General features: G+C 31.4%; 27 protein-coding genes. 7 read left to right on the top strand and 20 right to left on the bottom strand.

Annotated elements, in window-relative coordinates:
• The first annotated feature begins 13 nt into the window (after positions 1-13).
• Positions 14-1,246 carry a D-alanyl-lipoteichoic acid biosynthesis protein DltD gene (gene dltD / locus RAH41_RS09695; RefSeq protein ID WP_331222171.1) on the top strand — a complete coding sequence of 411 codons (1,233 nt, stop codon included), beginning with the start codon at positions 14-16 and terminating at the stop codon, positions 1,244-1,246.
• Positions 1,247-1,394: 148 nt separating this feature from the next.
• Here the strand turns inward: dltD and RAH41_RS09690 are convergent, their stop codons facing one another.
• The 3 genes from RAH41_RS09690 to RAH41_RS09680 all read right to left on the bottom strand — a co-directional run bounded on the left by RAH41_RS09690 (position 1,395) and on the right by RAH41_RS09680 (position 4,518).
• Positions 1,395-1,874, bottom strand: a complete 480-nt coding sequence (locus tag RAH41_RS09690) for a PaaI family thioesterase (RefSeq protein ID WP_331222170.1) — start codon at positions 1,872-1,874, stop codon at positions 1,395-1,397.
• A gap of 498 nt (positions 1,875-2,372) precedes the next feature.
• Positions 2,373-3,395, bottom strand: a complete 1,023-nt coding sequence (gene ltaE, locus RAH41_RS09685; protein ID WP_331222169.1) for a low-specificity L-threonine aldolase — start codon at positions 3,393-3,395, stop codon at positions 2,373-2,375.
• Positions 3,396-3,510: 115 nt separating this feature from the next.
• On the bottom strand, positions 3,511-4,518 hold the full coding sequence (locus RAH41_RS09680; RefSeq protein ID WP_331222168.1) for a helix-turn-helix domain-containing protein: 1,008 nt from the start codon (positions 4,516-4,518) through the stop codon (positions 3,511-3,513).
• Between the two features lie 284 nt (positions 4,519-4,802).
• On the opposite strand from RAH41_RS09680, the gene RAH41_RS09675 reads away from it, so the two are divergent.
• The gene (locus RAH41_RS09675; protein WP_331222167.1) at positions 4,803-5,957 is read left to right on the top strand and encodes a tyrosine-type recombinase/integrase; all 1,155 of its coding nucleotides are present in this window, start codon (positions 4,803-4,805) and stop codon (positions 5,955-5,957) included.
• Positions 5,958-6,081: 124 nt separating this feature from the next.
• Here the strand turns inward: RAH41_RS09675 and RAH41_RS09670 are convergent, their stop codons facing one another.
• From RAH41_RS09670 to RAH41_RS09635, 8 genes are all read right to left on the bottom strand, one after another.
• Positions 6,082-6,336 carry a hypothetical protein gene (locus RAH41_RS09670; protein ID WP_331222165.1) on the bottom strand — a complete coding sequence of 85 codons (255 nt, stop codon included), beginning with the start codon at positions 6,334-6,336 and terminating at the stop codon, positions 6,082-6,084.
• Positions 6,337-6,354: 18 nt separating this feature from the next.
• A complete protein-coding gene (locus tag RAH41_RS09665; RefSeq protein WP_331222163.1) occupies positions 6,355-6,741 on the bottom strand; it encodes an SHOCT-like domain-containing protein in 387 nt (128 codons plus the stop codon).
• Entirely contained in the window at positions 6,738-7,112 is a 375-nt protein-coding gene (locus RAH41_RS09660; RefSeq protein ID WP_331222161.1) for a DUF2089 domain-containing protein, read from the bottom strand. The genes RAH41_RS09665 and RAH41_RS09660 overlap by 4 nt, the downstream gene beginning before the upstream one ends.
• A 277-nt stretch (positions 7,113-7,389) precedes the next feature.
• Positions 7,390-8,235, bottom strand: coding sequence for a MerR family transcriptional regulator (locus RAH41_RS09655; RefSeq protein ID WP_331222159.1), 846 nt, complete (start codon positions 8,233-8,235; stop codon positions 7,390-7,392).
• Positions 8,236-8,315: 80 nt separating this feature from the next.
• Positions 8,316-9,479 carry an MFS transporter gene (locus RAH41_RS09650; RefSeq protein ID WP_331222158.1) on the bottom strand — a complete coding sequence of 388 codons (1,164 nt, stop codon included), beginning with the start codon at positions 9,477-9,479 and terminating at the stop codon, positions 8,316-8,318.
• 219 nt (positions 9,480-9,698) lie between these two features.
• Complete coding sequence (locus RAH41_RS09645; protein ID WP_331222157.1) at positions 9,699-9,998, bottom strand: hypothetical protein; 300 nt, start codon at positions 9,996-9,998, stop codon at positions 9,699-9,701.
• A 138-nt stretch (positions 9,999-10,136) separates the two neighbouring features.
• Positions 10,137-10,523, bottom strand: coding sequence for a cupredoxin domain-containing protein (locus RAH41_RS09640; RefSeq protein ID WP_331222156.1), 387 nt, complete (start codon positions 10,521-10,523; stop codon positions 10,137-10,139).
• A gap of 120 nt (positions 10,524-10,643) precedes the next feature.
• Positions 10,644-11,693: an LLM class flavin-dependent oxidoreductase gene (locus RAH41_RS09635; RefSeq protein WP_331222155.1), complete on the bottom strand. Its 1,050-nt coding sequence runs from the start codon at positions 11,691-11,693 to the stop codon at positions 10,644-10,646.
• 266 nt (positions 11,694-11,959) lie between these two features.
• On the opposite strand from RAH41_RS09635, the gene RAH41_RS09630 reads away from it, so the two are divergent.
• From RAH41_RS09630 to RAH41_RS09620, 3 genes are all read left to right on the top strand, one after another.
• Positions 11,960-12,943, top strand: a complete 984-nt coding sequence (locus RAH41_RS09630) for a glutathione S-transferase family protein (RefSeq protein ID WP_331222154.1) — start codon at positions 11,960-11,962, stop codon at positions 12,941-12,943.
• A gap of 22 nt (positions 12,944-12,965) precedes the next feature.
• A complete protein-coding gene (locus RAH41_RS09625; protein ID WP_331222153.1) occupies positions 12,966-13,475 on the top strand; it encodes a GNAT family N-acetyltransferase in 510 nt (169 codons plus the stop codon).
• A 139-nt stretch (positions 13,476-13,614) separates the two neighbouring features.
• A complete protein-coding gene (locus RAH41_RS09620) occupies positions 13,615-14,139 on the top strand; it encodes a GNAT family N-acetyltransferase (RefSeq protein WP_331222151.1) in 525 nt (174 codons plus the stop codon).
• A 104-nt stretch (positions 14,140-14,243) separates the two neighbouring features.
• On the opposite strand, the gene RAH41_RS09615 is transcribed toward RAH41_RS09620, so the two are convergent.
• The 6 genes from RAH41_RS09615 to RAH41_RS09590 form a co-directional block, all read right to left on the bottom strand.
• Positions 14,244-14,438, bottom strand: coding sequence for a hypothetical protein (locus RAH41_RS09615; RefSeq protein ID WP_025569137.1), 195 nt, complete (start codon positions 14,436-14,438; stop codon positions 14,244-14,246).
• A gap of 220 nt (positions 14,439-14,658) precedes the next feature.
• Positions 14,659-15,354, bottom strand: coding sequence for a helix-turn-helix transcriptional regulator (locus RAH41_RS09610; protein WP_331222150.1), 696 nt, complete (start codon positions 15,352-15,354; stop codon positions 14,659-14,661).
• Between the two features lie 350 nt (positions 15,355-15,704).
• A complete protein-coding gene (locus RAH41_RS09605; protein ID WP_331222148.1) occupies positions 15,705-16,220 on the bottom strand; it encodes a YfiT family bacillithiol transferase in 516 nt (171 codons plus the stop codon).
• A 71-nt stretch (positions 16,221-16,291) separates the two neighbouring features.
• The gene (locus tag RAH41_RS09600; protein WP_331222147.1) at positions 16,292-17,224 is read right to left on the bottom strand and encodes a manganese-dependent inorganic pyrophosphatase; all 933 of its coding nucleotides are present in this window, start codon (positions 17,222-17,224) and stop codon (positions 16,292-16,294) included.
• Between the two features lie 260 nt (positions 17,225-17,484).
• Positions 17,485-17,658, bottom strand: a complete 174-nt coding sequence (locus RAH41_RS09595; RefSeq protein WP_331222146.1) for a hypothetical protein — start codon at positions 17,656-17,658, stop codon at positions 17,485-17,487.
• A 67-nt stretch (positions 17,659-17,725) separates the two neighbouring features.
• The gene (locus RAH41_RS09590) at positions 17,726-18,418 is read right to left on the bottom strand and encodes an SDR family oxidoreductase (RefSeq protein WP_331222145.1); all 693 of its coding nucleotides are present in this window, start codon (positions 18,416-18,418) and stop codon (positions 17,726-17,728) included.
• Between the two features lie 107 nt (positions 18,419-18,525).
• On the opposite strand from RAH41_RS09590, the gene RAH41_RS09585 reads away from it, so the two are divergent.
• The gene (locus tag RAH41_RS09585; RefSeq protein ID WP_331222143.1) at positions 18,526-19,875 is read left to right on the top strand and encodes an MATE family efflux transporter; all 1,350 of its coding nucleotides are present in this window, start codon (positions 18,526-18,528) and stop codon (positions 19,873-19,875) included.
• A 46-nt stretch (positions 19,876-19,921) separates the two neighbouring features.
• Here the strand turns inward: RAH41_RS09585 and gpmA are convergent, their stop codons facing one another.
• Together gpmA and RAH41_RS09575 are read right to left on the bottom strand one after the other, a co-directional pair.
• Positions 19,922-20,713: a 2,3-diphosphoglycerate-dependent phosphoglycerate mutase gene (gene gpmA / locus RAH41_RS09580; RefSeq protein WP_331222141.1), complete on the bottom strand. Its 792-nt coding sequence runs from the start codon at positions 20,711-20,713 to the stop codon at positions 19,922-19,924.
• Between the two features lie 171 nt (positions 20,714-20,884).
• The gene (locus RAH41_RS09575) at positions 20,885-21,619 is read right to left on the bottom strand and encodes a GntR family transcriptional regulator (protein ID WP_331222139.1); all 735 of its coding nucleotides are present in this window, start codon (positions 21,617-21,619) and stop codon (positions 20,885-20,887) included.
• 391 nt (positions 21,620-22,010) lie between these two features.
• Between RAH41_RS09575 and deoD the strand changes: the two genes are divergently transcribed.
• Positions 22,011-22,721, top strand: coding sequence for a purine-nucleoside phosphorylase (gene deoD / locus RAH41_RS09570; RefSeq protein ID WP_331222138.1), 711 nt, complete (start codon positions 22,011-22,013; stop codon positions 22,719-22,721).
• A 99-nt stretch (positions 22,722-22,820) separates the two neighbouring features.
• Here the strand turns inward: deoD and RAH41_RS09565 are convergent, their stop codons facing one another.
• Positions 22,821-24,266 carry a DEAD/DEAH box helicase gene (locus RAH41_RS09565; RefSeq protein ID WP_331222137.1) on the bottom strand — a complete coding sequence of 482 codons (1,446 nt, stop codon included), beginning with the start codon at positions 24,264-24,266 and terminating at the stop codon, positions 22,821-22,823.
• Between the last annotated feature and the right edge of the window lie 195 nt (positions 24,267-24,461).

Here is a 24,461-nt window from a genome sequence, read left to right as displayed (position 1 = left end):
TGAGGGATTAGATATGAAAAAAACTACTTTCGGTCCAATGTTTTTGGCTGTTATACTTGTTATATTAATAATTTCCATTCCAAATCAATGGTTAACTCCACTAGTTACAAAGCAAACAACTAGGCATCAATCTAGTTCACTTAGTCCTGCTATCTTCCAAGGTATTACAGTACAAAGACAAGTTATGAAAGATCCTACTATTATACCAATCTATGGTTCGTCGGAACTCTCAAGATTTGATCAGTTTCATCCGTCATTTTTTTTTAAGGCATATGATCCAAAATATATACCTTTCCTAATTGGAAGAGGAGGAACTCAATCTTTAATACATTTCCTTAGTTTATCTGCTAACTATTCAAGTTTAAAAGGGAAAAAGATAATTTTTATAATTTCACCCCAATGGTTTAATAAAAGAGGATTAGATGAACAACGTTTTGACCCGAATTTTTCGAAGTTACAAGCAATTGAATTTGCAAAAAATAAAGAAATCCCTATGGATATAAAAGAAAGAGCAATTAATCGATTACTTGATTATTCAATAGTAAGAAATGATAAAATGCTTGCGACTTTGATGAGGCAGGCACTTGGAATGAAGACAGAAAAACTAACTAATAAACTAATTACTAATAATTTAGTCAATCCTTATTTATCAATTATAAATAAACAAGATGTGCTTACATCAAAATTTAATTTTATCAGTAATATTAAAATAAATAATTACTCAACTTCAAAAAATAAATCATATAAAGAGCTGATGGCAATTGCAGAAAAAGAAGGAAAGAAAACAGCAACCAATAATCCATTTTATATTAGAAACAGTATTTATACATTGCATTTTGCTAATAAAATTAATCAATTAAAGAACTCTAGATCCACAGCTTCTTATAAAGAATCACCTGAATATAAAGACCTACAACTGGAATTAGATTTATTAAAAAGTGCTGGCGCAAAACCACTTTTCATATCTATTCCAGTAAATGGGTACTTTTATGATTACGTTGGTTTTAAAAAAGAAGAGCGTTCTTTATACTATAAAAAAGTATCTAAAGAAATTCGGGATTCTGGTTTCGAAGTTGAAGACTTATCGAACCATGAATATGATAAATATTTCTTCAGAGATTCGCTTCATTTAAGTTTAAAGGGATGGGTTTATGTGGATCAAGCAATGGAATCTTTCTTGCATAATAAAGAAAAAGTTAATAAAAAATCTCAAAACTTAGTGGTTAACAGATTGACCACCAGGTAAATATATAGATAAAATTGAATATAGGACATAGAAAAAAGCTTCTGAACACAACATTTTAGTGTTCAGAAGCTTTTTCTAAAATTTTTCATCTACAAAAAAGGGCTAAGAAATTTACTCCTAGACTTGGAACGATATTTATTTAAAGATTTTATTTTAAAAATGTGCTAGGCATTACAACAAGAACTACCTCTCCGCGCGCACAAAGAATATCATTTGCAAATAATTCTGTATGAACTTTCCATTTTTTAGGATGGATTTCTTCAACAGTGCCAATTGCTTTTAGTGGTACATCTTGTGGAGTTGGTTTTAAATACTCAACATTGAGGGAAGCGGTTACAAATCTTGGTGGAACTGAACCATCTCCTATCTCGTTCCCATTCTTACGGTGTAAAGCAAGTGAGGCAGAACCTGTCCCATGACAATCAATTAACGAAGCGATTAATCCACCATAAATAAAACCCGGAATTCCCATGTACTTTGATTCCGGTGTAAAAATCGTAACGGTTTTATCACCTTGCCAACCAGTGCGAAGATGATGACCATCTTTATTTAATCGACCACATCCATAACACCAAGCGAAATCATCTGGGTAGATATCTTGAATTGCTTTTTCAATTACTTCTTCCATCATTCATCCTCCTTAATCAGTTTTTAATTAAAATTCATCCTAATATGAGCTTTTGTTCAGTCATATTGTACTTTAAATATATACAAGGTCTTACTTATGTACAATAGTTTCCTGATAATTCCGTTAATATTTACTATTCTTTTATAGTAGAGTAATATTTTTCAAGTTTACAATTAACTAAAGTTGAAAAATGAAGAATAGTTTACAAGTAGAACTTCTAGCGGTAGAACATCATTTATACAAATATTAGTCGAACAATTTCATTACTTTTTCATTTGTATCTTCATAGTTCAAATTATTATAAAATTCATTATCTAATTCATTAAGTTCCTTTAACTACTACATAAGAAGTTGAGAACAAAGTTAAAAGAGATCATAACATAAGAAAATTTTAAAAAAGAGGAATTTTCCTCTTTTTTACTTTGGGACTTTTACGGTTAATATTAACCCTTTTATTCAATTAGTTTCTATTTAGTTAAATATCGATACGTGTGGATCTTATATTGTCTTCATCACATCAATTACTTTATCAATATCATTTTTTGTTATCCAGTAATGTGTAGCAAAACGCATCATACCATATTCATCCGGGGCAAAAGTAATAATTCCGTTTTCTTTAAAAATTTCTTCAATTTCCTCTGGACTTCTTTTCATATCAGACATTTGGAAGAATACTAAATTTATATGAAGTTGAGAAGTGTCAACATTAATTCCTGGGATTTCAGTTAGTTTATTAGCTAAATATTGAGCATTTTCATGATCTTCATGTAATCGTTTCGTCATTTTTTCTAATGCGATGATACCAGCGGCTGCTAAAAATCCAGATTGTCTCCAGCCACCACCTAGTAATTTGCGTTTCTTTTTCGCTTTTTCAATAAATTCTTTACTTCCAGCAAGTATTGAACCTACAGGTGAACAAAGTCCTTTTGATAAACAAAACATTACTGAATCACTATATTGAGATAATTCTTTAACATCTGTTTTTAAATAAGTTGCAGCATTGAAAATTCTTGCACCATCTAAATGCACAGGAATATTTGCATCTTTAGCTATGCTATAAACTTGCTTCATATAGTCGATATCAACAACAGAACCATTTGAATAGGCATTTTCTAAACAAATTAGTGAAGTTTCTGGATAATGCATGTCATCAGGTCGGATCGAATGTTTGATTCGTTTAATATCCATTTTTCCATGAGTTGTTTGTAATGTTCTTAAGTGAACCCCGGCAATAATTGAAGCAGCGCCAACTTCATGTTCGAAAATATGACAATCCTCACCAAGAATGACTTCAGTACCACGATCACAATGTGTAAACAAAGCAAGCTGGTTACCAAATGTTCCACTCGGTACAAATAATGCTGCTTCTTTCCCAACCATAGAAGCAGCTAGACTTTCTAATTTTTGTACAGTTGGATCATCCCCATACACATCATCACCAACTTCGGCTAAAAACATGGCTTGTCTCATTTCATCTGTAGGATTTGTTACAGTGTCACTTCTTAAATCGATAAACTTCATTTTTTATTCCCCTTATTATTTGTTTTCAGAATTATCTAAATTGGTTTGATAGACGCATCGAGATTTGATTTCTAAGATAAGTATCCATCTCATTGTCGGAAATTGGCGGGTAAATTTAGTCATTAAAGGAGTTGTTTTTTTCAAATTCCTTTAAACCCATAAGCAAAAGCTTTTCAGTAATATCCTCAATTCCAGTGTGATGATTTAATGCAATTTGTTTAATGTTTTCTTTTATTGAATCTTTCACAAAAATAGTTAGTTGTTCTTGATTACTCGTAAACACAATAAAACCTGGTCTAGTAGAAAGCTTACCATCAATTAAACAGTTTTGTAAAATTTCAAAATCTTGTTCAATTTGTACATCAAGATAAGGTAGTTTAATCGGTTTTATTTCAACCTTAATTGCGTTGTTCATAATAAATAGATTCATATTTTGATGTCCAATGTGTTTATAAAATGAATCGATAATTCCAAAAATCGGGGCATTAATTGACAGAGGTATTGGAAATTGAAACGAGATTATGCCTCTTTTCGTACTATGACTGGTATTTTTCATTTCATAAGCTTTTCTAAACCCACGATTTGTAAGTTCTTCTTTGTCTAAAAGTTCACCCATATTCGTTTTTGCTACAATTTCAGAGGTTTCATTAAGCTCTATGATTCGGGCTTTTTCGTTTGAGTTTGGAATTTCATATAAGCCGAATAAGTAAAATTCTAAGTCTTTTGTATAAAAAGATTTTTTTCTTGATGCATTTTTATGTGAGAATTTTAGCTTTTCAATTTCTTCTTCTGGAATAAATACAGTTAGTCTACCTTTAAAATTTACTTTACTTGCATTAATTTTCCCAGCTTTTATATATTGATGGATTGTTGCTTTCGATACTCCTAATAAATTAGCTGTTTCAAGTACAGTTAGCCCTACCGGTTTTACAGTTTGAGATTTTAATCGATTAAGGTCCTCTAAATAAAATCTCATTGTCCCATCGATTTGCCAATCCTCATAAACAAGATTTAGTTTTCCAGCCTTTACATAATTATAAATCGTTTGTTTCGATACACCTAACAGTTCGACAGCCTCATTTGTTGAAACAATCTCTTTCATTTTTTGATCTTGTTCTAACATTTGAACTCTTCCTTTTCATTGTTTTATACACTAATTATATCATAATTATTTCCAACAAATTGTTAAAAACTAACAAAAGAGATAAAATTAAATCTAGTTATTTATAAATAATTAATTATACATATTTTGTCTTAAGTAGAATAATAGTGTATTTTTCTATTTTTATCCTATAATGTCGTTTATAATTTATAAAATAAGGAAGAAAATTATTTAACTGGAAAAAATTTACGATTTTATACTATATATACAATAATTTTTGTATAATTGATTATGAGGTGAGTAAGATGTTAGTAAAATCAAGCCTACTTATTACAAAATCAATGCATTTACCAGCTACGAATTATTATGAATCTAACTTAATTGAGCATTTAATAGATGAAACATACTTTCCAATTCTTCTACAAACAAAGTTTGACAATGAAAAAAATCATAAAATGATTTATGAAGGTTTTTCTGATTTGGATATGATTTACTACTTTGTCCATCAGAGAAAAGATATTCAAAAATCGAAACAACGTAAAGATAGTACAAAGATAGAATACATACGAGAGTTAATGCAGTTTTTTCGATACTTGATGAAGAGTGAAGAGTTTTTGCGGCATGACGTAGAATCTTATATAGAAACTTCATTTTTCAAAAATTTAAAACAAAGACATATCGATTCATATCAACAATGGTTATCAACATATCAGTATGGTCCAAACAAACAACAATATCGTGTTACAACCCTTTCAAGAAAACTTGTCATCTTAAAAAGCTTTTTCAAATTTTTATTTGATAGTCATTATGTTCAAGTACCTTTATATACTCGGATATTGAATGCCAAAATCACAAAGGATGATCTACCAAATCGTGATTTAGAAGAAAGTGAAGTTAAAGCATTATTGAATTTTTATAATGGAAATATATTAAAAACAACTATAATCAAATTATTAGCAACAACTGGTATGCGAATTCGGGAACTAGCAGAGGCAAATTGGGGGAACGTTACAAAGGATTCAAACGGTTATTGGCTTGAAATTGTTGGAAAAGGAAATAAAAAACGTGAAGTTAAATTATTACATCATGTATTTGTAGATTTATGTAAACTAAGGAGTCGACGTGGTTTATCAAATCTCATTTCAAAAACAGATTCAAGTCCATTCTTTCCAAATAAACGAAATCAGCATTATTCGTTTAAATATTTATCAAAATATGTAATTGAAATGATAAAAGATTCTGAGTTACCTTTTGTAAAAGAACATAATCGATCAAGTAATATTAGTCCTCACTTCTTTCGACATCATTATGCATGTCGTTCAATTGAAAAAGGTGCGAGCATTTATCAAGTTAGTCGAAGTTTAGGTCATGAAAGTATTCAAACGACGGAACTTTATTTAGCAAAAATGATGAATCGAACTCAAAATGCAAGTAATGTTTGGGATGATGAAGATTATTAATGTGAAAAACCCCATTTTTTAAATGGGGTTTCTTTTTAATGCAAACTTGTTTACATAATATTATTATAAGTAAGTTTAAAAAACATTTTGCGAGAATATAAATTAGTATTTAAAGGATCAAATTTTAAAGCTTTACTACTACCTCTGTTCCATCTTTTAATTTTGTTTCTACAAGGATTAATCCACTATTTTTTGAAAGTCCCTGTAGTAAAGGCTTCAAATCTTTTCTATCAATTTCAGGGAATTTGAATTGACTGCCGTTTTTATTCATTGCTTTATTTATTAAACGGTTAAGTAATTTTGATGTGATGATCACACTAGCTAAATTTAAAACTACATAAGGAACAGGAATGGAAAATCGCTTTCCTTCTATTTTCAACTTGACCTTCATCATATTCTACTCAATCACAACAAAAACTTTATCACCGTTTGATGAAGTGATGTCAACAATCTGTCCGACCATTTCGTTTTCGATTGCTTCGATTAGTAGATCAACATTAATGTCTTTTACATATTTTTCAGCTTCAGGAATTTTTTCAGCAATATTTGTACCTACTTTTAAAACGGCCTTCACAAGATTAATCGGCACATTAACGTTAACATTATCTCCTACTTGAGAGTTCACACGAATTTTTAAAATTTTATTTCCATATGGTTCTTTTATTAATGATACGCGTTCCGGTTGATCTTTCTCTTGTAAAATATTAATTAATTCACTAGCTTTATCCTTATCTATCTTTCCTTCTTCCACCAACGTTAGAATTCTTGAAATCTCGTCTTTCATTTTAAGTCCCCCTCTTTTAATAATTGAATGGCTTTCTCAGCCGTAATTTCGCCTTTTTCTAATAATGTTACAATTTTTGATTTATCTATTTCTGGTTTCTTTTGAGTGGAATACCCAAGAGTAGTGATAATTTCATCTAATTTTCCTCTGACGGTTGGATAAGAAATTCCTAATTCCTTTTCGACCTCTTTAATATTTCCACGACATTTAAGAAAAATCTCAATAAAATGAAGTTGTTCTTGACCTAGAGCAGCTAATTTTGATACTTCAAATTCATTTTCGATTGTTGTCTGACAATGATTACAATGTAGTTTCGTAATTTTTAGTGACTTGCTACAAACAGGACAATTTGTGAGTAAAGGATACGACATACTGTTCTCCTTTCTTTTATTTAATCATATCATACACTATAAATTTAATTTTTCAAACAAGAATTTAAAATTATTTATAAAAAATTGTAATTTAATTAAATTATTAAATGTTTATATTAAATAAATTGATTAACCGATCAAAAAAATTTAATTTTTATATAAATGTTTATCTTTTTATTCAATAATTCAATTTTTATATTAAATAAATTTATTTATAGATGATAAAAGTAAAAAAGACCCTTACTTAAGGAGTCTTTGTAAAATTTTTTTAATCTATTCACTTTTCATCATCAACTAATACTCTCATTTCAATCAAAAATTCTTCTTTTTGGTTCGGTGAATAATTATTATGTATTAATGACTCATATATATCACTTTTAACCTTTATTTGATGTTTGTCTATATACTTAATAAGTCTTTGTAAGTTAGTAAAATAATCATCAGATGATACGCTTTTATAAGTAATGCATATGTATTTTCCTTCGGGGATGGTTGAAACCTCGGTATCTGGTAATAGTAATGTAGTTTGTTTTTTTGTTAAAACGGGTGTAAATAAATATTGATATGTTACTTCACTAACATGTGTATAAGACTTATATGGCACAATGGCTCCATAACCATTGTTCCTAAAACCTTCTGTAGAAGCAGCAAATTTCTTCAATTTACTGTATGATGCATTTAAAATATTTTTCGGGTCAATTCCATAAGCTTTCGTCTGAATGATTTGCATTTCTTCTTCATACGAAAAGAACACTTCACCAAATTGTGGATAATCCTTTTGTTTTTGCAATCCCTTCTTTGCATTTGCGATTATTTTTTCAATTTCAATTAATGAATCTATTTTTTCTCTTACAATCTTTTCTTGTTCTGTTAAAAACGAGAAAAATTCATCTCTCTGTAGCCCCTGTACTTCTTTCATCTCTTCTAATGGAGTACCAATATATTTGAGTGATTTGATTAAATCAAGAAGATGAATTTGTGAGTCTTTGTAATATCGATAATTCGTATCTGGATCGACATACGCTGGTTTAAATAAGTTGATTTTATCATAATATCGGAGTGCTTTAATCGAAATATTAACTAATTTGGATACCTCACCTATTGTATAAAGTTTTTCCTTCACTTTAATCACCTCCACAATCTTATTTTAGCAAAAGAAGCATATTCTTTATTCGTAAAGATAGAATACGCTTTTTTGATTTTTTATGCTGTTCGATATACTGGCATTTTCCAAGCAATTGTTAAACCAACACCACTTGCTAATAAGACTGTTGCAAAATAAAATGGATAGTTTAAGTCTATATCAAATAGGATTCCACCTATTATTGGTCCTATTACATTCCCAAAACTAGTAAACATAGAATTCATTCCACCTACAAAGCCTTGTTCATTTCCAGCAATCTTAGATAAATAAGTTGTAACAGCTGGACGCATTAAATCAAACCCTAAAAATACTGTAAACGTCACTAGTAAAATCATAAAATATGAGTTCACAATTGTCATCATAAATACTAGTATTGTTGAAAGGATCAAACTATATCGAATTAATCGAATTTCTCCCATCCATTTTGTTAATCGATCAAATAATGCTACTTGTGCAATCGCACCAACAATTCCGCCGCCAGTAATCATGATTGCTATATCTTTCGGTGTAAAACTAAATTTATGATTTGTGAACAATGAAAATAATGATTCAAATGCAGACAAGCCAAATTGTGAAATCAAAATAACCATAAACGATATAAAATACATCGGAGCAAAAATACGTTTAAATCCTGGTTTTTGTCCTTGCTCTTCAATACTGTCTTGATTTCGTTCTGGCTCAGGAAGGACTGAAATAGATAAAACGCCTGCGAAAATTGCCAATCCTGCTGCAGAGAAAAATGGTATGCGTGGGCCAAATTCTGCTAAAAAACCTCCAACACCTGGCCCAACAATAAAACCTGTTGAAATTGCAGCTGACATATACCCGAGTGCTTTTGCTCTTGTACTCACAGTAGTAACATCTGCGATAAATGCTGTTACAGCAGGCATTATAAATGCTGCACTTATTCCGCCTAGCATACGTGAAATAAAAAGAACCTCAATCGTTTTCCCCATTCCGAATAAAAACTCTGAGATACTAAAGATTAATAGTCCCGTTATAATCATTTTTTTACGTCCGAACTGATCTACCCAGCGACCTGCAATTGGTGAAAAAAATAATTGTGTAATAGCAAATGCAGCTACCATATAGCCCACAATTGTACCAGATATATTTAACTCATTCATAATTGAAGGTGTGACTGGAATAACTAATCCTATTCCTAAAAAAATAATAAATAAATTCATTAATACTAAAAATAACATGATGTTTTGTTTTTTCATTTTAACTCAACTCCTTTAAAAGCTCTACAAAACATAATGTAAAGCCTCCTCCGAGGGGAGAGTCAATTGGTTTTTTTATTCTTTTTTTATAAATCGCTTTCATTTCTTTGAAATAAAAAAAGGAGCCTCTTTTAAGAGAGTTCCTAGTTGTTTGTACATTCTATTCATCTATTTAAAATCATTGAAGCCATTTATCTGTTCATTAATCTAATGGTAATCTTATTTAGCGTGACGAGTTTTTTGAAACATTCCAAGAATGCTCGATGTGACTAAACCAAGGATTAGCGCGAAGGTTATATGTTGGTACAGTCCAACAGTACCCGTTGCTCCCATACGATGCCAAATATCGTTTGGGAGTGTTTTCCAAATATACCACAAGCATGATGTTACGATAACTGTAATAATTGGTATAGTGAGGCGTTTCCTAAGTGATGAGGCAATAAACATCATTAAAGCTAAACCAAGAATGGGTGTACTACCAAAAAACCATTGAAGTATATGAAAATCGATGTTCTCCATCCATATCCCTCCTCATTCTAATTGTATGAGGAGAATTTATTAAAAAGTAATGTTATAAGATAGAATTTCCAATGACATTTCATTACTGTAGTAAATTCACAATAAATAAATAAAAATCAAGGCCAAACGGCCTTGATTTTATTTTACGATTACTTTACCTACCATACCTACATTAAAATGGTACTTACAAGTTAGATCATATGTATTTGCTTGTTTTGGTAATACTGAAATAGTTTTTTCAGTTCTTGGTTGAACTTCTACATCAATATTGAGCATTTTCACAGTAAAAGTATGTGGTTTACTTCCTTTATTTCTCAATAATAAAGTTGTCTTTGTACGATTTGGAATTATAATGTTTTTCGGATTAAAGTAATCATCATTTAACTCTACTACGATTGTTTGTGCACGATTATTTGCATCTGAAACACCAGATTCAGCAAAAGCTTTGAATTTAGCTGGTGTTGCCAGTAATACAATCGTTGCTAAAAAAACAATTAGACCTGATAGCCAATTTTTTATTACCACTCGGATTCCCTCCTTTCTTATGCAATATTCTTTTCCAATTGATGGAATATTATCACGTTTTTTATTATAACGATAAAAAAACTGTTCTCTTATAGAAAACAGCTTTTCATTTATTTCAAATTAAAGATTTGCTTCCCACTTTGTGATTTCTTCTCTAACAATTGGTGCAACTTCCTTACCTAATAGTTCAATTGCTTTCATTACGTCTGCATGAGGCATTGAACCAACTGGTAAATGAAGCATAAATCTTGTAATACCTACATTTTTTCGAAGGTGGATGATTTTTTGTGCTACAGTTTCAGCATTACCAACATAAAGTGCACCTTCAAAGCTCCGTGCTGTATCGAATGCATCTCGGTCATAAGTACCCCAACCTCGTTCTTTTCCGAGCTTATTCATGACCTGCTGTGTAGAAGGGAAAAATTTATCAGCAGCAGTCATTGTATCCTCTGCGATGAACCCATGTGAATGGGATGCAATCTGTAGTTTGTTTACATCATGACCGGCATGAGCTGCTGCTTTTTTATAAAGCTCAACAAGTGGTGCAAATTGAATTGGTCGACCACCTATAATTGCAAGTACTAGTGGAAGCCCCAAAAGTCCAGCTCGAACGACTGACTCACTGTTTCCGCCACTTCCAATCCAAATTGGTAGGGGCTGCTGAACTGGTCGAGGATAAATTCCTATATTGTTAATAGCTGGTCGATGTTTTCCACTCCATGTTACGAATTCAGACTTTTGTATGGTTAACAGTAAATCTAGTTTTTCTTCAAAAAGTTCATCATAGTCCTTTAAATTATAGCCGAATAGTGGAAATGATTCGATAAATGAACCACGTCCCGCCATGATTTCCGCTCGCCCATTCGATATACCATCAAGCGTAGCAAAATCTTGAAAAACTCGTACTGGATCTGCTGATGAAAGTACAGTTACGGCACTTGTTAGTCGAATACGATTTGTTTGTGATGCAGCAGCAGCTAGTACGACTGCTGGGGATGATGCTGCAAAATCATTACGATGATGTTCCCCAACTCCAAATACATCTAATCCTACTTGATCTGCCAGTATAATCTCCTCAACCACTTCACGTAAACGTTCTGCATGGCTTATTACATTACCTGTCTTTGCATCAGGCGTTGTTTCCACAAAAGTACTAATTCCTATTTCCATAAAACGATTCCTCCGAAGCTTTTAGATTAATAATGTTCTGCTGCTAAATTTATTAAGTAATTTAAATATACCTCAAATTCGAGATAAATTCTAACAAAGTAATAGAAAGAATTAAATAGTTCATATGGTCATCTTTCGTATGACTAGAAAAAATACATTTTCTGAATTTTAAGAGTATAATAGAGTATTAGAATTACTTCTATGTTCACTTTCAAAATTTCTAATAAAAAAAGATTATCCAAAGAAGTGAGAAAGGAAGTTTAAGTATGAATAAAACTAATCCAACTGAAGTAACCGTTGATGGTTTCTTTAGACGTCAATTAAATCGTTTTTCTACACCATTTGGAAATAAACCAGGAGAACTTCCAGTTGAAGCAGGTCGATATCGTCTCATTTGGTCAGCTGCTTGTCCATGGGCTCATCGATCTGTTATTGTACGAAAAATTTTAGGCTTAGAAAATGCTATCAGTTTAGGAACCGTCAGTCCAGTTCGTCCAAGATTGCCTCACGTGGATTGGGAATTTTCTTTGGATTCAGGAGGAGTTGATCCAATTATAGGCGTTCAATACATGAGTGAAATCTATTATAAATCAGATCAAAACTATTCAGGACGCCCGACAGTTCCTGCAATGATCGATATTAGCACTAGTAAGGTTGTAAATAATGACTATTTTAGGCTAACAAATTATTTCGAAACTGTTTGGAAGCCGTACCATAAAAAGAACGCACCAGATTTATACCCAGTTTCCATGCGACAAGATATTGATGCCCTAAACGAAATCATCTTCAATGATGTAAATAATGGTGTATACAAATGTGGTTTTGCACAATCTCAGAAAGCTTATGAAGATGCTTATGTAACGTTATTTAATCGATTAGATGAACTAGAGAAACGCTTATCTAACCAACGGTTTTTATTTGGTGATAAAATTACTGATACTGATGTTAGGTTATTTACAACACTTGTACGGTTCGATACGGCTTACTTTACAGCCTTTAATACGAATCGAAATTTAATACGCGAGTTTAAAAATTTATGGGGCTATGTACGAGATTTATATCAAACACCAGGGTTTGGGGATACAACTGATTTTGATGCGATTAAACGACATTACCATTTATCGATTACCATTTCACCCGATAAAGAAGAACCAAAAATCTTACCAAAAGGTCCAGACCTTACCATTTGGGATTCGAAACACAATCGCGAAGAGTTAAGTAGACAAAAAGAAAAGTTCCTCATTCATTAACGCAAAAGGAGATACGATTTTAATGGTAAAAATAGAAATTTGTAATGCTGAAAAAAAGATGTTTGGGTCAATTCGAGAACAAAGAATTAACGCTTATTATGAATACGTCAACTTGTTATCAGATCAACATTGGAATGCTTTAAAGAAGTCCCTCTCATCGACTGTTGATGAACAAGAAGGTGTGGAAATAATTGTTGCCACGGCCTTAGGAAAAATTGTAGGTAGCGTCGCTTTATTCCCAGCCAAAATAAATGCTTATGGAGACTATATTGACGAACTTGATTATCCAGAAATCCGAATGCTTGCTGTAGAGTCAGACTACCGAGGACAAGGAATTGCATCTGCACTAATTTCAGAATGTATTAATCGCACGAAGGAAAAAGGATTCGATGCGATTGGATTACATACTGGTGAATTTATGGAAAATGCCATATGTTTATATGAAAAAATAGGATTTAAAAGATTGTCAAAGTTTGACTTTGAACCAGCGAATGATGGGATTATCGTTAGAGCTTACCTGATGAGAATTTAAACCTTATTGATAATTTGAAGATTATGTTGATAAGAATCCCACCTATTTAATTTGTGTTGTTTAATTAGAGACATCATCATCACTTCAGAATAAATTATCTTATTATGATTCTTTTTAATACAAATTTGGAGTGTATTAATTGTCAAAAATAGATGAATCAAACATAGTAATCGAGCCATGGAACGAAGCAGACCTTAATTTACTTCTATCATCCAATACGAATAGTATGATGAAATATCTTGGAGGACTTGAAAGTTTCAAAGAAATTATGAGTCGGCACAAGCATTACCTTGAAATGAGTCGAATAGGTACAGGACAAATGTTTGTAATTTTTTTGCTACCGTGTAGAACAAAAATAGGAACTGTCGGCTATTGGGATCGCATATGGGATGGTAAACATGTTTATGAAATTGGTTGGAGTATTTTACCACAATTTCAACGAAAAGGTATAGCAACAATCGCTGTAAAAAAAGCGATTAAGAAGGCCCAAAAAGAATCGAAGCATAAATACATTCACGCTTTTCCTTCAACTAATAACATTCCATCTAATAAAATATGTGAAAAATTAAATTTCAAGTTTATTCAAAAATGTAATTTTGAATATCCAATTGGTAAATTTATGGTATGTAATAATTGGCGATTAAAGACAAAGAAGAAAAAATGAAGTTAAGTCTAAATGACTTAACTTCATTTTTTAAACCTAATTCCGACGTTTATTTACATTTAAAAAGGAGATACCAATAGATATGGCTCAGCTTCATGTAGATTTTATTCAAAATAAAATAATGAATCGTGAGAAGTATTTGTCTGATAGTAATTTACTAAATCCTCTACAGAGATTCCTCTAATTTCAGCGATATCATTAAAACTCATATCATAATGATATGACAGTTCATGTAAAGATAATGCTGGATTATTCGCTAATAATTCATAATCAGGTAAATTGTCAAATTGTTGTGACATACTCTTCACTTCCTTTTACAGTTTCTTACTATCCTTTCCTAAAATTTACAAATATAGTCAAGATTCGTAAAAAGAATTGAAATGGACATAAAATGATTAGTTAGGTCGGCTATTATCATTTGGTATATTGTATTTACATAATTAAAGGCATAGTCAAAGAATAAAAAATGCAGGTTAGAGGAGTAATTCTGAATCCTGCATTTTTATTTATTCTATATCGTTAAAAAAAGTGAACAGAAGACAATGTTAGATAAGCTTCTATTATCTTTAATAATTTCTCTTTTTCTTCATTGTTTAACATTGAATTAGCTTTACGAATTAGGTTCATACCATCTATCCAATCGTTTTCTTCAATTGGTACATATCCTGCTAATTGAAGCATCTGAATAACAGGAACTCCGAGTGGTTCTGCCAACTTTCGTATAATTTCTGTTGACGGAATACCTCTTTTGCCATTTTCAATTAGTGAAATATATGAATGGGATACATTTGCTTTTCTTGCAAGGCATTTTATTGATAGATTTTTACGTAATCGTGACCGTCTAATAAATTCAGCAAATATTTTTGAACGATCCTCAACGTTTTGCGCGTTATAGACGACATCAAATATAAGATTACTATTCATATCTATTTGTGCAAGATTAAATACTTCTTCGGATATATTTCGTAAAGGAGTTTTCAATTTTTCAGGTGCATTATTAATATAAGCACACCAAATTAAATCTTCAGCATTTCCACCAGTCACTTTTGCAATCGCTCTAGTTAATTTTTCTTCAGGTGGAGTCAATTTCGCATTTTGTAATTTGCTTAAATAGCTCTTGTCTTTTGAAAATCCCAACTTATTTAATTCTCTGGCTATCTCAGTCAAACTTAAATTTGAATTTTTAATATATAGCTTTAGTAATTTGTAGTACATGCTCACACCTTTTTCTTATTTTGCTCTACTTTTATTTTTATGTGTACAACATGGACTTTGACACCGTTGTAAATTGGGTTATTTTGGAAATATTTAAATTTTTGAGGAAATACTTATAATCTAAACAAGGTAAAATGAACTAAACCCACTCTTTAGCTGAGTGGGTTCCTTAAAACTTTAAAATTCTTTTCACTTCTTGCCCATGTACCCGAAATTATTTCGAATACTCTATTCTGGGAATTTCGATTAATTCTTCTTCCATAAATTGATAATCGTCAGCTATATCTAGAATGACAATCTTTTTTTTGCTACATATAAATAATCATTTGATTGGTATTCACACCTTACTATTAACTGTTTTTCACTAAATAAATATGAGCCAAATGATGTTCGCTATGCCAAGCGTATAAAGCTAAAATGAAATCTATACTAATATTAATTTTAAGTTCAGGATGATAACACGTTCGTTTAAACTCTTCCTCTGTTAGTGATTCAAGTAAAACAACATAACGTTCGTGAATACCTTCGATTATTTTTAAAGAACTATAAAAGTCAAAATTTGAATCACTTAATGAAATCCATGCATTTTCATCATAGGCTTTAATTGTAGGATTTTCTTCAGTTAAAGCTAGTTTAACCCTCATAAGACTATTCATATGGCTATCAGCAACATGATGAATAACTTGTTTTGGTGTCCAACCACCTTCACGATAAGGTGCGTTTAATTGTTCTTCTGTAAGCGATGTGATTGCTTCCTTAAATTTAATTGGAGCATCTTTTAGTACGTTAATAAATTCTTTACGTTGTTGATGAGTGTAGCTTGATGGTATGTTAAATCTGCCAATCGGATATTTTAAATTTTCCATTTCAAATCCCCCATTTATTAGCTATTAAAAAACAACAAAGCCTTTCAAAGACTTTGTTGTTAAATTACGAATTAAAGTGTATTAAATGTTTCAGTTAATACTGGAACGATTTGTTTTTTACGAGATACTACACCTTTTAATAAAGCTGTGTTGTTTTCTAACGTTACATTATATGCTTTTTCAACTGCATTAGTAGCATTTCCTTTTGCAACTGCGATTGAGTCATTTGTTAAAATATCCGTTACAACGAATAAGAATAAGTCTAAGCCTTTATTAGCAACGATGCCTTCAAGTACATTTTCTAATTCAGCTTGACGAGAAAGTACGTCATTTGTATCAACTGCGTTTACTTGTGCGATTTCTACTTTATAGTTACCCATTTGGAATTCTTTAGCATCAAGTGAAACTAAAGTCTCAATTGATTTATCAGCTAAGTTTGCACCTGCTTTTAACATTTCTAGACCATATTCCTCTGCATTTACACCAGCGATTTCTGCAAGTTCTTTTGCAGCAGTAACATCTTGATTAGTACAAGTTGGAGATTTGAATAATAATGTATCAGATATAATTGCAGAAAGCATTAAACCAGCAACTTCTTTTTTAATTTCGATATTATTTTCTTTATATAATTTGTTTAAGATTGTAGCAGTACATCCAACTGGCTCACAACGGTAGTATAAAGGATCGCTAGTTTCAAAATTAGCAATACGGTGGTGATCAATAACTTCAAGTACACGAACTTGTTCGATATCATCAGCACTTTGTTGACGCTCATTATGGTCAACTAAAATTACATTCTTTGTTTCAGCTGCAACTTTTTCTACTAAACGAGGTGCTTCAGATTTAAATGTATCAAGTGCAAATTGTGTTTCTGCACTTACGTCACCTAAACGAATTGCTTCAGCATTTTCACCTAATGCCTTTTTTAATTCTGCATATGCAATTGCAGAGCAAATTGTATCTGTATCTGGGTTCTTGTGACCAAAAACTAGTATTTTTTCCATCAATAATTCTCCTAACTATATCTTGTTTTTCATTTTTTTTATGTATTTTAATGCCAGGAATTGGCTTTAATATAAAACGCTTCAATAATAATACCATATCAAAATAAAAAAAAATAGCCAAAATGGCTATTCTTTACAGTTTGCGGACAAAGTCAATAAAACATGCCATTATGACTAATTAAAAACGCTTAAATTTCAGGTTACTATGCCTATTCATCCAATTGCAAACAACCAACAAGTCTATTTAAACTACAATTTAATTAATCTTCACCATTTTTATATGACATTGTTTCCGTAATTGGTTCGCTTTTTGGTAACCAATCAATTGGAATATCATCTGCAGTTTTTTGATCTTGAAGTAATAATTCATCAAAATCATTTTCATTTTGATTTTGATTTGATTCCATTGATTTGTTCTTTTTTGATTTGCTCATCTTTTATACCCCACTTAGTTCTTAATGATTTGACTTTAGTTTGTGTAAAAGACAGAGTGGTTAATACTTATTTTATGTTTTTTATGATAATTTCAGGTATGGATATATTTTTACGTGGTTTTATATTTTCAATAATGATTTCAGCTATATCGTCAGGATTCATCATTTTTGAAGTTTTATCTTCATCAAAAATACCGGCCCAAAAGTCTGTATTCATTCCACCCATATAGGCTGCAAAGACCGAAATTGGGGTTCCTGTTAATTCAACAACCAAACTTTCAGTAAAGCCTTTAACTCCGAACTTACTTGCGCAATAAACTGATTCTGTTGCTTTTCCAATTAGACCTGCAGTAGAAACAATATTAACGATTGTACCACTATCTTGTTTTTTCATTTGTTTTAAAACTTCTTGTGAACAGAAAATAGTTCCCTTTAGGTTAATATCGATCATATTATGTACAGCTTCTTCATTTAGTTCTTCGGCAAGATCAAAAATTCCAACACCAGCATTATTAAATAATAAATCAACTTTTCCATATGTTTGAATGATTGTATCAAAAACTCTTGTTACATCTCCATGATCTGAAACATCTACAGTATGTATTGAATAATTATTAGGTAATTGTTTACCAATTTCTCTAAGTTTATTTTCAGTTCTTCCTAACAAACAAATGTGAGCTCCGTTTTCAGAATACTTTTTAGCTAATGACGCTCCTAACCCACTTCCAGCGCCTGTTATTATAACAACTTGATTACCCAATCTAAGACCAACTTTCTTTATAAAATATTTATCCGAATAATTTCATTATAGCTATTAAACCAAAACATGATACAATTGTAAAAGTGTTTGTTTAGGAGGTTGATAAATTGAATACTACTAAAAAGGATAAAATATCACGCTTTTTTAAACTACTACTTCCGATTTTAATCACTCAAGTGACATTATTTTCAATGTCATTTTTTGATACGATCATGTCTGGTAATAGTAGTCCAGGGGATTTAGCAGGGGTTGCAATTGGTGTTAGTATTTGGACTCCAATCAGTACAGGGTTAACTGGCATTTTAGTCGCAATTACAACAATGGTTGCCAATTTAAATGGCGCAAAACAAGATGAAAAAATAACACCTCTTGTTACACAGGCACTTTATTTGGCCGGGATTATTGCAATAGTCATTATTATTATTGGTATATTTTCAATTCATCCAATCTTAAATCATATGAATCTGGATCCGAAAGTTCATCGTGTTGCTCTTCATTTCTTATTCGCTTTATCATTTGGCATTTTACCTTTATTTCTGTATACAGTCATTCGTCAGTTTATTGATGGTTTAGGTAAAACAAGAACTACAATGATCATTACAGTTATTTCAGTACCAGTTAATGTAATTTTGAACTATTTTCTTATATTCGGTAAAGCTGGTCTTCCGCGTTTAGGTGGCGTAGGTTCTGGTGTAGCATCTGCAATAACGTATTGGATTATTTTTGGAATTGCTTTATATATTATTAAAACTAAAAACCCATTTAGCAGCTTCAATCTATTTAAAAAACTTCCTCCGATTTCGTTTGCAACTTGGAAAAGTATTTTAAAATTAGGAGTCCCAATTGGGCTTAGTATCTTTTTTGAAGTAAGTGTATTTTCGGTCGTTACATTATTATTAAGTGAGTTTGATACCGAAACGATTGCTGCACATACAGTGGCAATGAATTTTGCTAGTCTACTCTATATGGTTCCATTAAGTATTTCGATGGCTTTAACAATTGCTGTTGGCTATGAAGTAGGTGCGAAAGAGTTTCAAAATGCAAAAGAATATAGCAAAATTGGCTTAGTAATGGCAGTTTCAATTGCCTCATTTTTTGGGATCATCATCTATTTATTCCGATATGATGTAGCCGGATGGTATACAAATGACCCATCTGTACAAATTTTGGCAGGCGGTTTCTTAATCTTTGCAGTCATGTTCCAACTATTTGATGCAATTGCAGCGCCAATACAAGGTGCCTTAAGAGGCTATAAAGATGTGAATGCTACGTTAATTATGATGATTTTAGCTTATTGGGTAATAGCTTTACCTGTCGGGTATGCACTTTCTAATACGAATCTTGGTGCAAAAGGATATTGGGTTGGTTTAATCGTCGGTTTAGGAGTGTCTGCACTAACATTATCCTTCCGATTAGTACAATTACAAATAAAAAAAATAAAGTTATCTCAAGCATAATGATAAGGATGGGAAGCACGATTGCTAAACCCATCCTTTTTCTATTTTACTCATCTTGAATTGTGATATTTGGATGATCATCATCAAATTGGTCTAGTAATTCGCTTGGGATATGTTTTGGAATTACATCGGGTGGAAGTTCTCCATCCATACCTAAATAGTAATGCCGAATAGGCTTCAGTTCGTCATTTAATTCATAAACTAAAGGAATACTTGTTGGTATGTTAAGTGAAGCAATTCCATCAGCTGAGACTTGATCTAAATATTGCACAATCCCCCTCAACGTATTTCCGTGTGCAGATATAATAACCTTTTTACCTGCTTTTAATGCTGGTGCAATTTCTTCATTCCAATATTTTAATACTCTTTTTTCTGTATCCTCCAGATTTTCAGTAAGCGGGAATTCATTTTTTGACAAGTTTTTATAACGAGGTTCATTTATTTCATATCTTGGATCATCCGGTTTTAAAGCGGGTGGTCTAACATTCATAGATCTTCGCCAAATATTAACCTGTTCTTCACCATATTTTTGAGCTGTTTCAGATTTATTCAGACCTTGGAGTGAACCGTAATGTCGTTCATTTAATCTCCATGTTTTATGTACTGGAATCCACATCATATCAATCTCATTTAATATAATCCATAATGTACGGATTGCTCTTTTAAGAACTGAAGTATAGGCAACATCAAATGTAAATCCGTTTTTCCTTAAAATGATTCCAGCTTCTCTTGCCTCAGAAAGTCCGCTCTTCGTTAAATCAACATCAGTCCAACCTGTGAACCGATTTTCAACATTCCATAAACTTTGCCCGTGTCTGATTAATACAAGTTTAATCATATTGCTCTCCTTTAAAAATCAATTAAATATGATTTAGTTTGCTGAAATGTACATAATTTGATTCACCTTTGATTGGAAGTGCAAAATCTTATGTAATGGTATTTCTCAACTATTAAATGTCATACTTCACCTATGTAGCATTTCTTTCATTTTACATTCACTCTTTTAACACTATTTGTTTATTCGATTTATTTTAATTGAACTAAGTTCGATTGGAATATAAATTTTATTTTTAAGTACAATATTCCCCATTGAGTCAAATAGATTTTCAATTAATAATACGAATAAATTATTCGTTGAACGTAATTCATGGTTTGAAGAAGGAAGGACTGATTCTGTAAATTTTATTTCGATTGTTGATGAATGGATTAACTGATAAATATCTTCTTCAAGTATTTTTAGTACACTCTGCTGGTCGCCTAGGTTCATTTGGTATAGGGAAGCTGTTTCACTTGGGAACATTGTATAAGCGTGGGCGACAATTTTATTTTTAGCTTTGTACCATCTATTAAACCGAATCAACACTGCCGAATCTTGATTAAAAATCTTTTTAACATATTCATAATCATCTGAAAAACTAATTTCTAAATAAGCATCTACATCATCAATAGGTTCTGTACAGCATTGATAAACTGTATTATCTATTTTTTCTAATCCAACGCTTCTTAAATTATTATTTTGTTTTATGAAGTTACCTTGTCCATGGATCGTTTCAATATAACCGTCCTCTTTTAGTAAACCCAATCCTTGTCTTAAGGTCATTCTACTAACATTCATTAGCTTAGAAAGTTCTGGTTCAGAAGGAAGCTTACTTCCAATTGGATAGACTCCCTCATTAATTAATTTAAATAATTTTTCATAAACCCCAACGTATAGAGGTAATTTTTTTTTATTTTCTACGGACATAACAACACTCCTTATCATTATTATATCGAGTTATGGATTATTCGCAAACTTCTATTAAAAGTCAAAACGGCAAAGCAAATTATGTTCTTCTAAATAAAGTTCCTAAAAAATTTTATAAGTTTAAATAATGAGTGACTTTAAGTTGCTATTGATTTATCTATTCTGTTGAAATATAATTTAGTTGAAACTAAATAGACAACTAACTATACAACTATACTTCGTAGTATTAATTAACTTTTTTTGAATTTGTTTTTTTGTTTTATTTTGTAAACGGAAACATTTTAGGAAAGAATGATAAAGTTAAGATCAATTAACATGTCAAATCAGTAAGAATGTAAGTTGTATGGATTAGTTAAATAAATTATTAGTATAGAAATGGAGAAAAAATAATATGACAACGCCACATAATACAGCCAAATCAGGAGAAATTGCAAAAACAGTTTTAATGCCAGGAGATCCATTACGTGCAAAATATATTGCAGAAACTTATTTAGAAAATCCAGTGCAATTTAATACAGTACGTAATATGTTTGGCTTTACAGGAACATACAAAGGAAAACAAATATCTGTAATGGGATCTGGTATGGGTATGCCAAGTATTGGAATTTATTCATACGAATTATATAAATTTTATGATGTAGACAATATTATCCGAGTTGGTAGTGCAGGAGCTTATACAGATGAACTAAATATACACGATATTGTGCTTGTTGATAGTGCTTGGAGTCAATCTACATTTGCAAAGACTCAAGCAGGTGTAGAAGGTGACATTCAGTATCCTTGTGAATCATTAACAAATAAAATTGAAGAAACAGCAAAGCAGATAAATACTCCTATTGTTAAAGGAAGAATACATTCTAGCGATGTATTTTATTATGAAAGTTCAGTTCCAAATTTTGTTAATTTTTATAAAGAACATAATTGTATTTGTACAGAAATGGAAAGTTATGCACTATTCCATAATGCGAAAGTATTAGGAAAGAATGCGGCTTGTTTACTTACTATTTCAGATTCTTTAGTTACTCATGAGGAAATTAGTGCTGAAGCAAGACAAACTTCATTCGATAAAATGATGAAACTTGCATTAGAAGCTTGTTTGTAAAATTTATCCCAAATTATTAAATAGAAATATAGAACAAAAAGTCGATTTCCGTTTGTACGAAAATCGACTTTTTTAATGTAAACGTAGGCAAATCATTCCTTATTTAATTGCTTTACTCACTTTTAATTTTTTTCCTTTGACTGTCACATTCTCCATAGCTTGTAAAACTAGTGATCCTTTTCCATTCAGAATATCAACATATGACATCTGATCATGAATGGTTATTATACCAATATCATCTACCGACACTCCAGGGATTTTTGCGATTGTTCCAACAAAATCAACAGCACGAATTTTCTTCTTTTTCCCGCCACTGAAATGAAGTTTCATAATATCTTGGTTAATTCGGGCTGTTTTATTATTTCTTACAATTCGCCTGCTGTTAAGTTTTTCTTCGAAGATTGCTTTGCGACTAATAACCTCTTGTTGACTAGGAGCTTCAATAGTAGGTATTTCAAAGCCGATGTAATTTTCAATTGCTTTAACGAACTTTCCTTCATACTGTGTAGAAAACGTAATTGCTTTACCTTTATTTCCGGCACGGCCGGTTCTGCCAGTACGGTGAACATAGCTTTCTTTTTCCATAGGAACGTCATAATTGATGACTAATGTTACATTATCAATATCAATCCCTCTGGCAGCTACATCGGTTGCTACTAGATAACGGAAGTTCCCTATTTTAAATCCATCCATTACAGCAAACCGGTCTTCTTGTTCTAGTCCTCCATGGAGTCTTTCACATGAATAATTAGCTTTTTCCAGTTCACTATACACAGTATCAACGTGTTCTTTCGTGCGACAAAAAATTAGGCAGCTATCAGGGTTTTCTACAACCGTGACGTCTTTAAGTAGTGAAACTTTTTCTTCCTCTTTCACTTCTATTAAATAATGTTCAATTGTATTTGCCGTTACACCTGTTGATTCAATCTCAATATGAATTGGATTTTTCATATATTCATGGCAGAGATTTTCAACATCTTTAGGTAAAGTTGCAGAAAAAACCATCGTTACTCGGTTTAAAGGTAGCTGCTTGATGATCGCTTCTACTTCATCGATAAATCCCCTATTAAGCATCTCATCAGCTTCATCTATGATAAGATATTTAATTTGATCTAGATCGAGGGTCTCTCGTTCAAGATGATCTAAAACCCTTCCAGGTGTTCCAACTACAACATGTGTTTTTTGTTCCAATTCTACCTTTTGTTTAGTAAACGGTTCTTTACCATATACAGCTACCGCTTTTATACGTTTAAATCTTCCAATATTCGTAATATCTTCACGGACTTGAGCCGCAAGCTCTCTAGTTGGAGTTAGTATTAAAACCTGTGGTTTTTTTTCCTCCCATTCGATCATTTCACAAACAGGAATACTATAAGAGGCCGTTTTGCCGCTTCCTGTTTGGGATTTTACGACTAAATCTTGATTTTCCATTGCCAGTGGAATAACTTCACTCTGTACTTCAGTTGGAGTTTTGTATTTTAATACAGCAAGTGCTCTTTTAATTTCATCACTTAGATGGTAGTCCGCATAACTTCTTTTCGTCATTTCTTAACCTCGTTTTGTTTTTTTTCGATATATGGATAGATTTCTCCCTAAAAAAAATCATATTCATTCATTGAATATGATTCATTATACTTGAAATTAGTAAGGCAAAACCAATTTTTATTTTTATTTTAAAAAGTAACCGATCGAATTGTAGGAAAGTTATGGATTATTTTTTTTGAGAATGACTTTGTTTAA

The sequence above is a fragment of the Gottfriedia acidiceleris genome (genome assembly GCF_036421055.1).
Lineage (GTDB): Bacteria > Bacillota > Bacilli > Bacillales > Bacillaceae_G > Gottfriedia > Gottfriedia acidiceleris_C.
The sequence above is the reverse complement of the archived record's forward strand: the minus strand, read 5'-3'. Positions and strand labels throughout refer to the sequence as shown.

Bases quoted from the DNA above. Each gene is read 5' to 3' on its own strand.
- RAH41_RS09630 (WP_331222154.1), top strand. From the start codon at position 11,960: ATGAATAAAACTAATCCAACTGAAGTAACCGTTGATGGTTTCTTTAGA.
- RAH41_RS09625 (WP_331222153.1), top strand. From the start codon at position 12,966: ATGGTAAAAATAGAAATTTGTAATGCTGAAAAAAAGATGTTTGGGTCA.
- RAH41_RS09610 (WP_331222150.1), bottom strand. From the start codon at position 15,354: ATGTACTACAAATTACTAAAGCTATATATTAAAAATTCAAATTTAAGT.
- dltD (WP_331222171.1), top strand. From the start codon at position 14: ATGAAAAAAACTACTTTCGGTCCAATGTTTTTGGCTGTTATACTTGTT.
- deoD (WP_331222138.1), top strand. From the start codon at position 22,011: ATGACAACGCCACATAATACAGCCAAATCAGGAGAAATTGCAAAAACA.
- RAH41_RS09565 (WP_331222137.1), bottom strand. From the start codon at position 24,266: ATGACGAAAAGAAGTTATGCGGACTACCATCTAAGTGATGAAATTAAA.
- RAH41_RS09680 (WP_331222168.1), bottom strand. From the start codon at position 4,518: ATGTTAGAACAAGATCAAAAAATGAAAGAGATTGTTTCAACAAATGAG.
- RAH41_RS09690 (WP_331222170.1), bottom strand. From the start codon at position 1,874: ATGGAAGAAGTAATTGAAAAAGCAATTCAAGATATCTACCCAGATGAT.
- RAH41_RS09660 (WP_331222161.1), bottom strand. From the start codon at position 7,112: ATGTCGTATCCTTTACTCACAAATTGTCCTGTTTGTAGCAAGTCACTA.
- RAH41_RS09645 (WP_331222157.1), bottom strand. From the start codon at position 9,998: ATGGAGAACATCGATTTTCATATACTTCAATGGTTTTTTGGTAGTACA.
- RAH41_RS09665 (WP_331222163.1), bottom strand. From the start codon at position 6,741: ATGAAAGACGAGATTTCAAGAATTCTAACGTTGGTGGAAGAAGGAAAG.
- gpmA (WP_331222141.1), bottom strand. From the start codon at position 20,713: ATGATTAAACTTGTATTAATCAGACACGGGCAAAGTTTATGGAATGTT.
- RAH41_RS09635 (WP_331222155.1), bottom strand. From the start codon at position 11,693: ATGGAAATAGGAATTAGTACTTTTGTGGAAACAACGCCTGATGCAAAG.
- RAH41_RS09650 (WP_331222158.1), bottom strand. From the start codon at position 9,479: ATGAAAAAACAAAACATCATGTTATTTTTAGTATTAATGAATTTATTT.
- RAH41_RS09575 (WP_331222139.1), bottom strand. From the start codon at position 21,619: ATGTCCGTAGAAAATAAAAAAAAATTACCTCTATACGTTGGGGTTTAT.
- RAH41_RS09595 (WP_331222146.1), bottom strand. From the start codon at position 17,658: ATGAGCAAATCAAAAAAGAACAAATCAATGGAATCAAATCAAAATCAA.
- RAH41_RS09600 (WP_331222147.1), bottom strand. From the start codon at position 17,224: ATGGAAAAAATACTAGTTTTTGGTCACAAGAACCCAGATACAGATACA.
- RAH41_RS09615 (WP_025569137.1), bottom strand. From the start codon at position 14,438: ATGTCACAACAATTTGACAATTTACCTGATTATGAATTATTAGCGAAT.
- ltaE (WP_331222169.1), bottom strand. From the start codon at position 3,395: ATGAAGTTTATCGATTTAAGAAGTGACACTGTAACAAATCCTACAGAT.
- RAH41_RS09675 (WP_331222167.1), top strand. From the start codon at position 4,803: ATGTTAGTAAAATCAAGCCTACTTATTACAAAATCAATGCATTTACCA.
- RAH41_RS09605 (WP_331222148.1), bottom strand. From the start codon at position 16,220: ATGGAAAATTTAAAATATCCGATTGGCAGATTTAACATACCATCAAGC.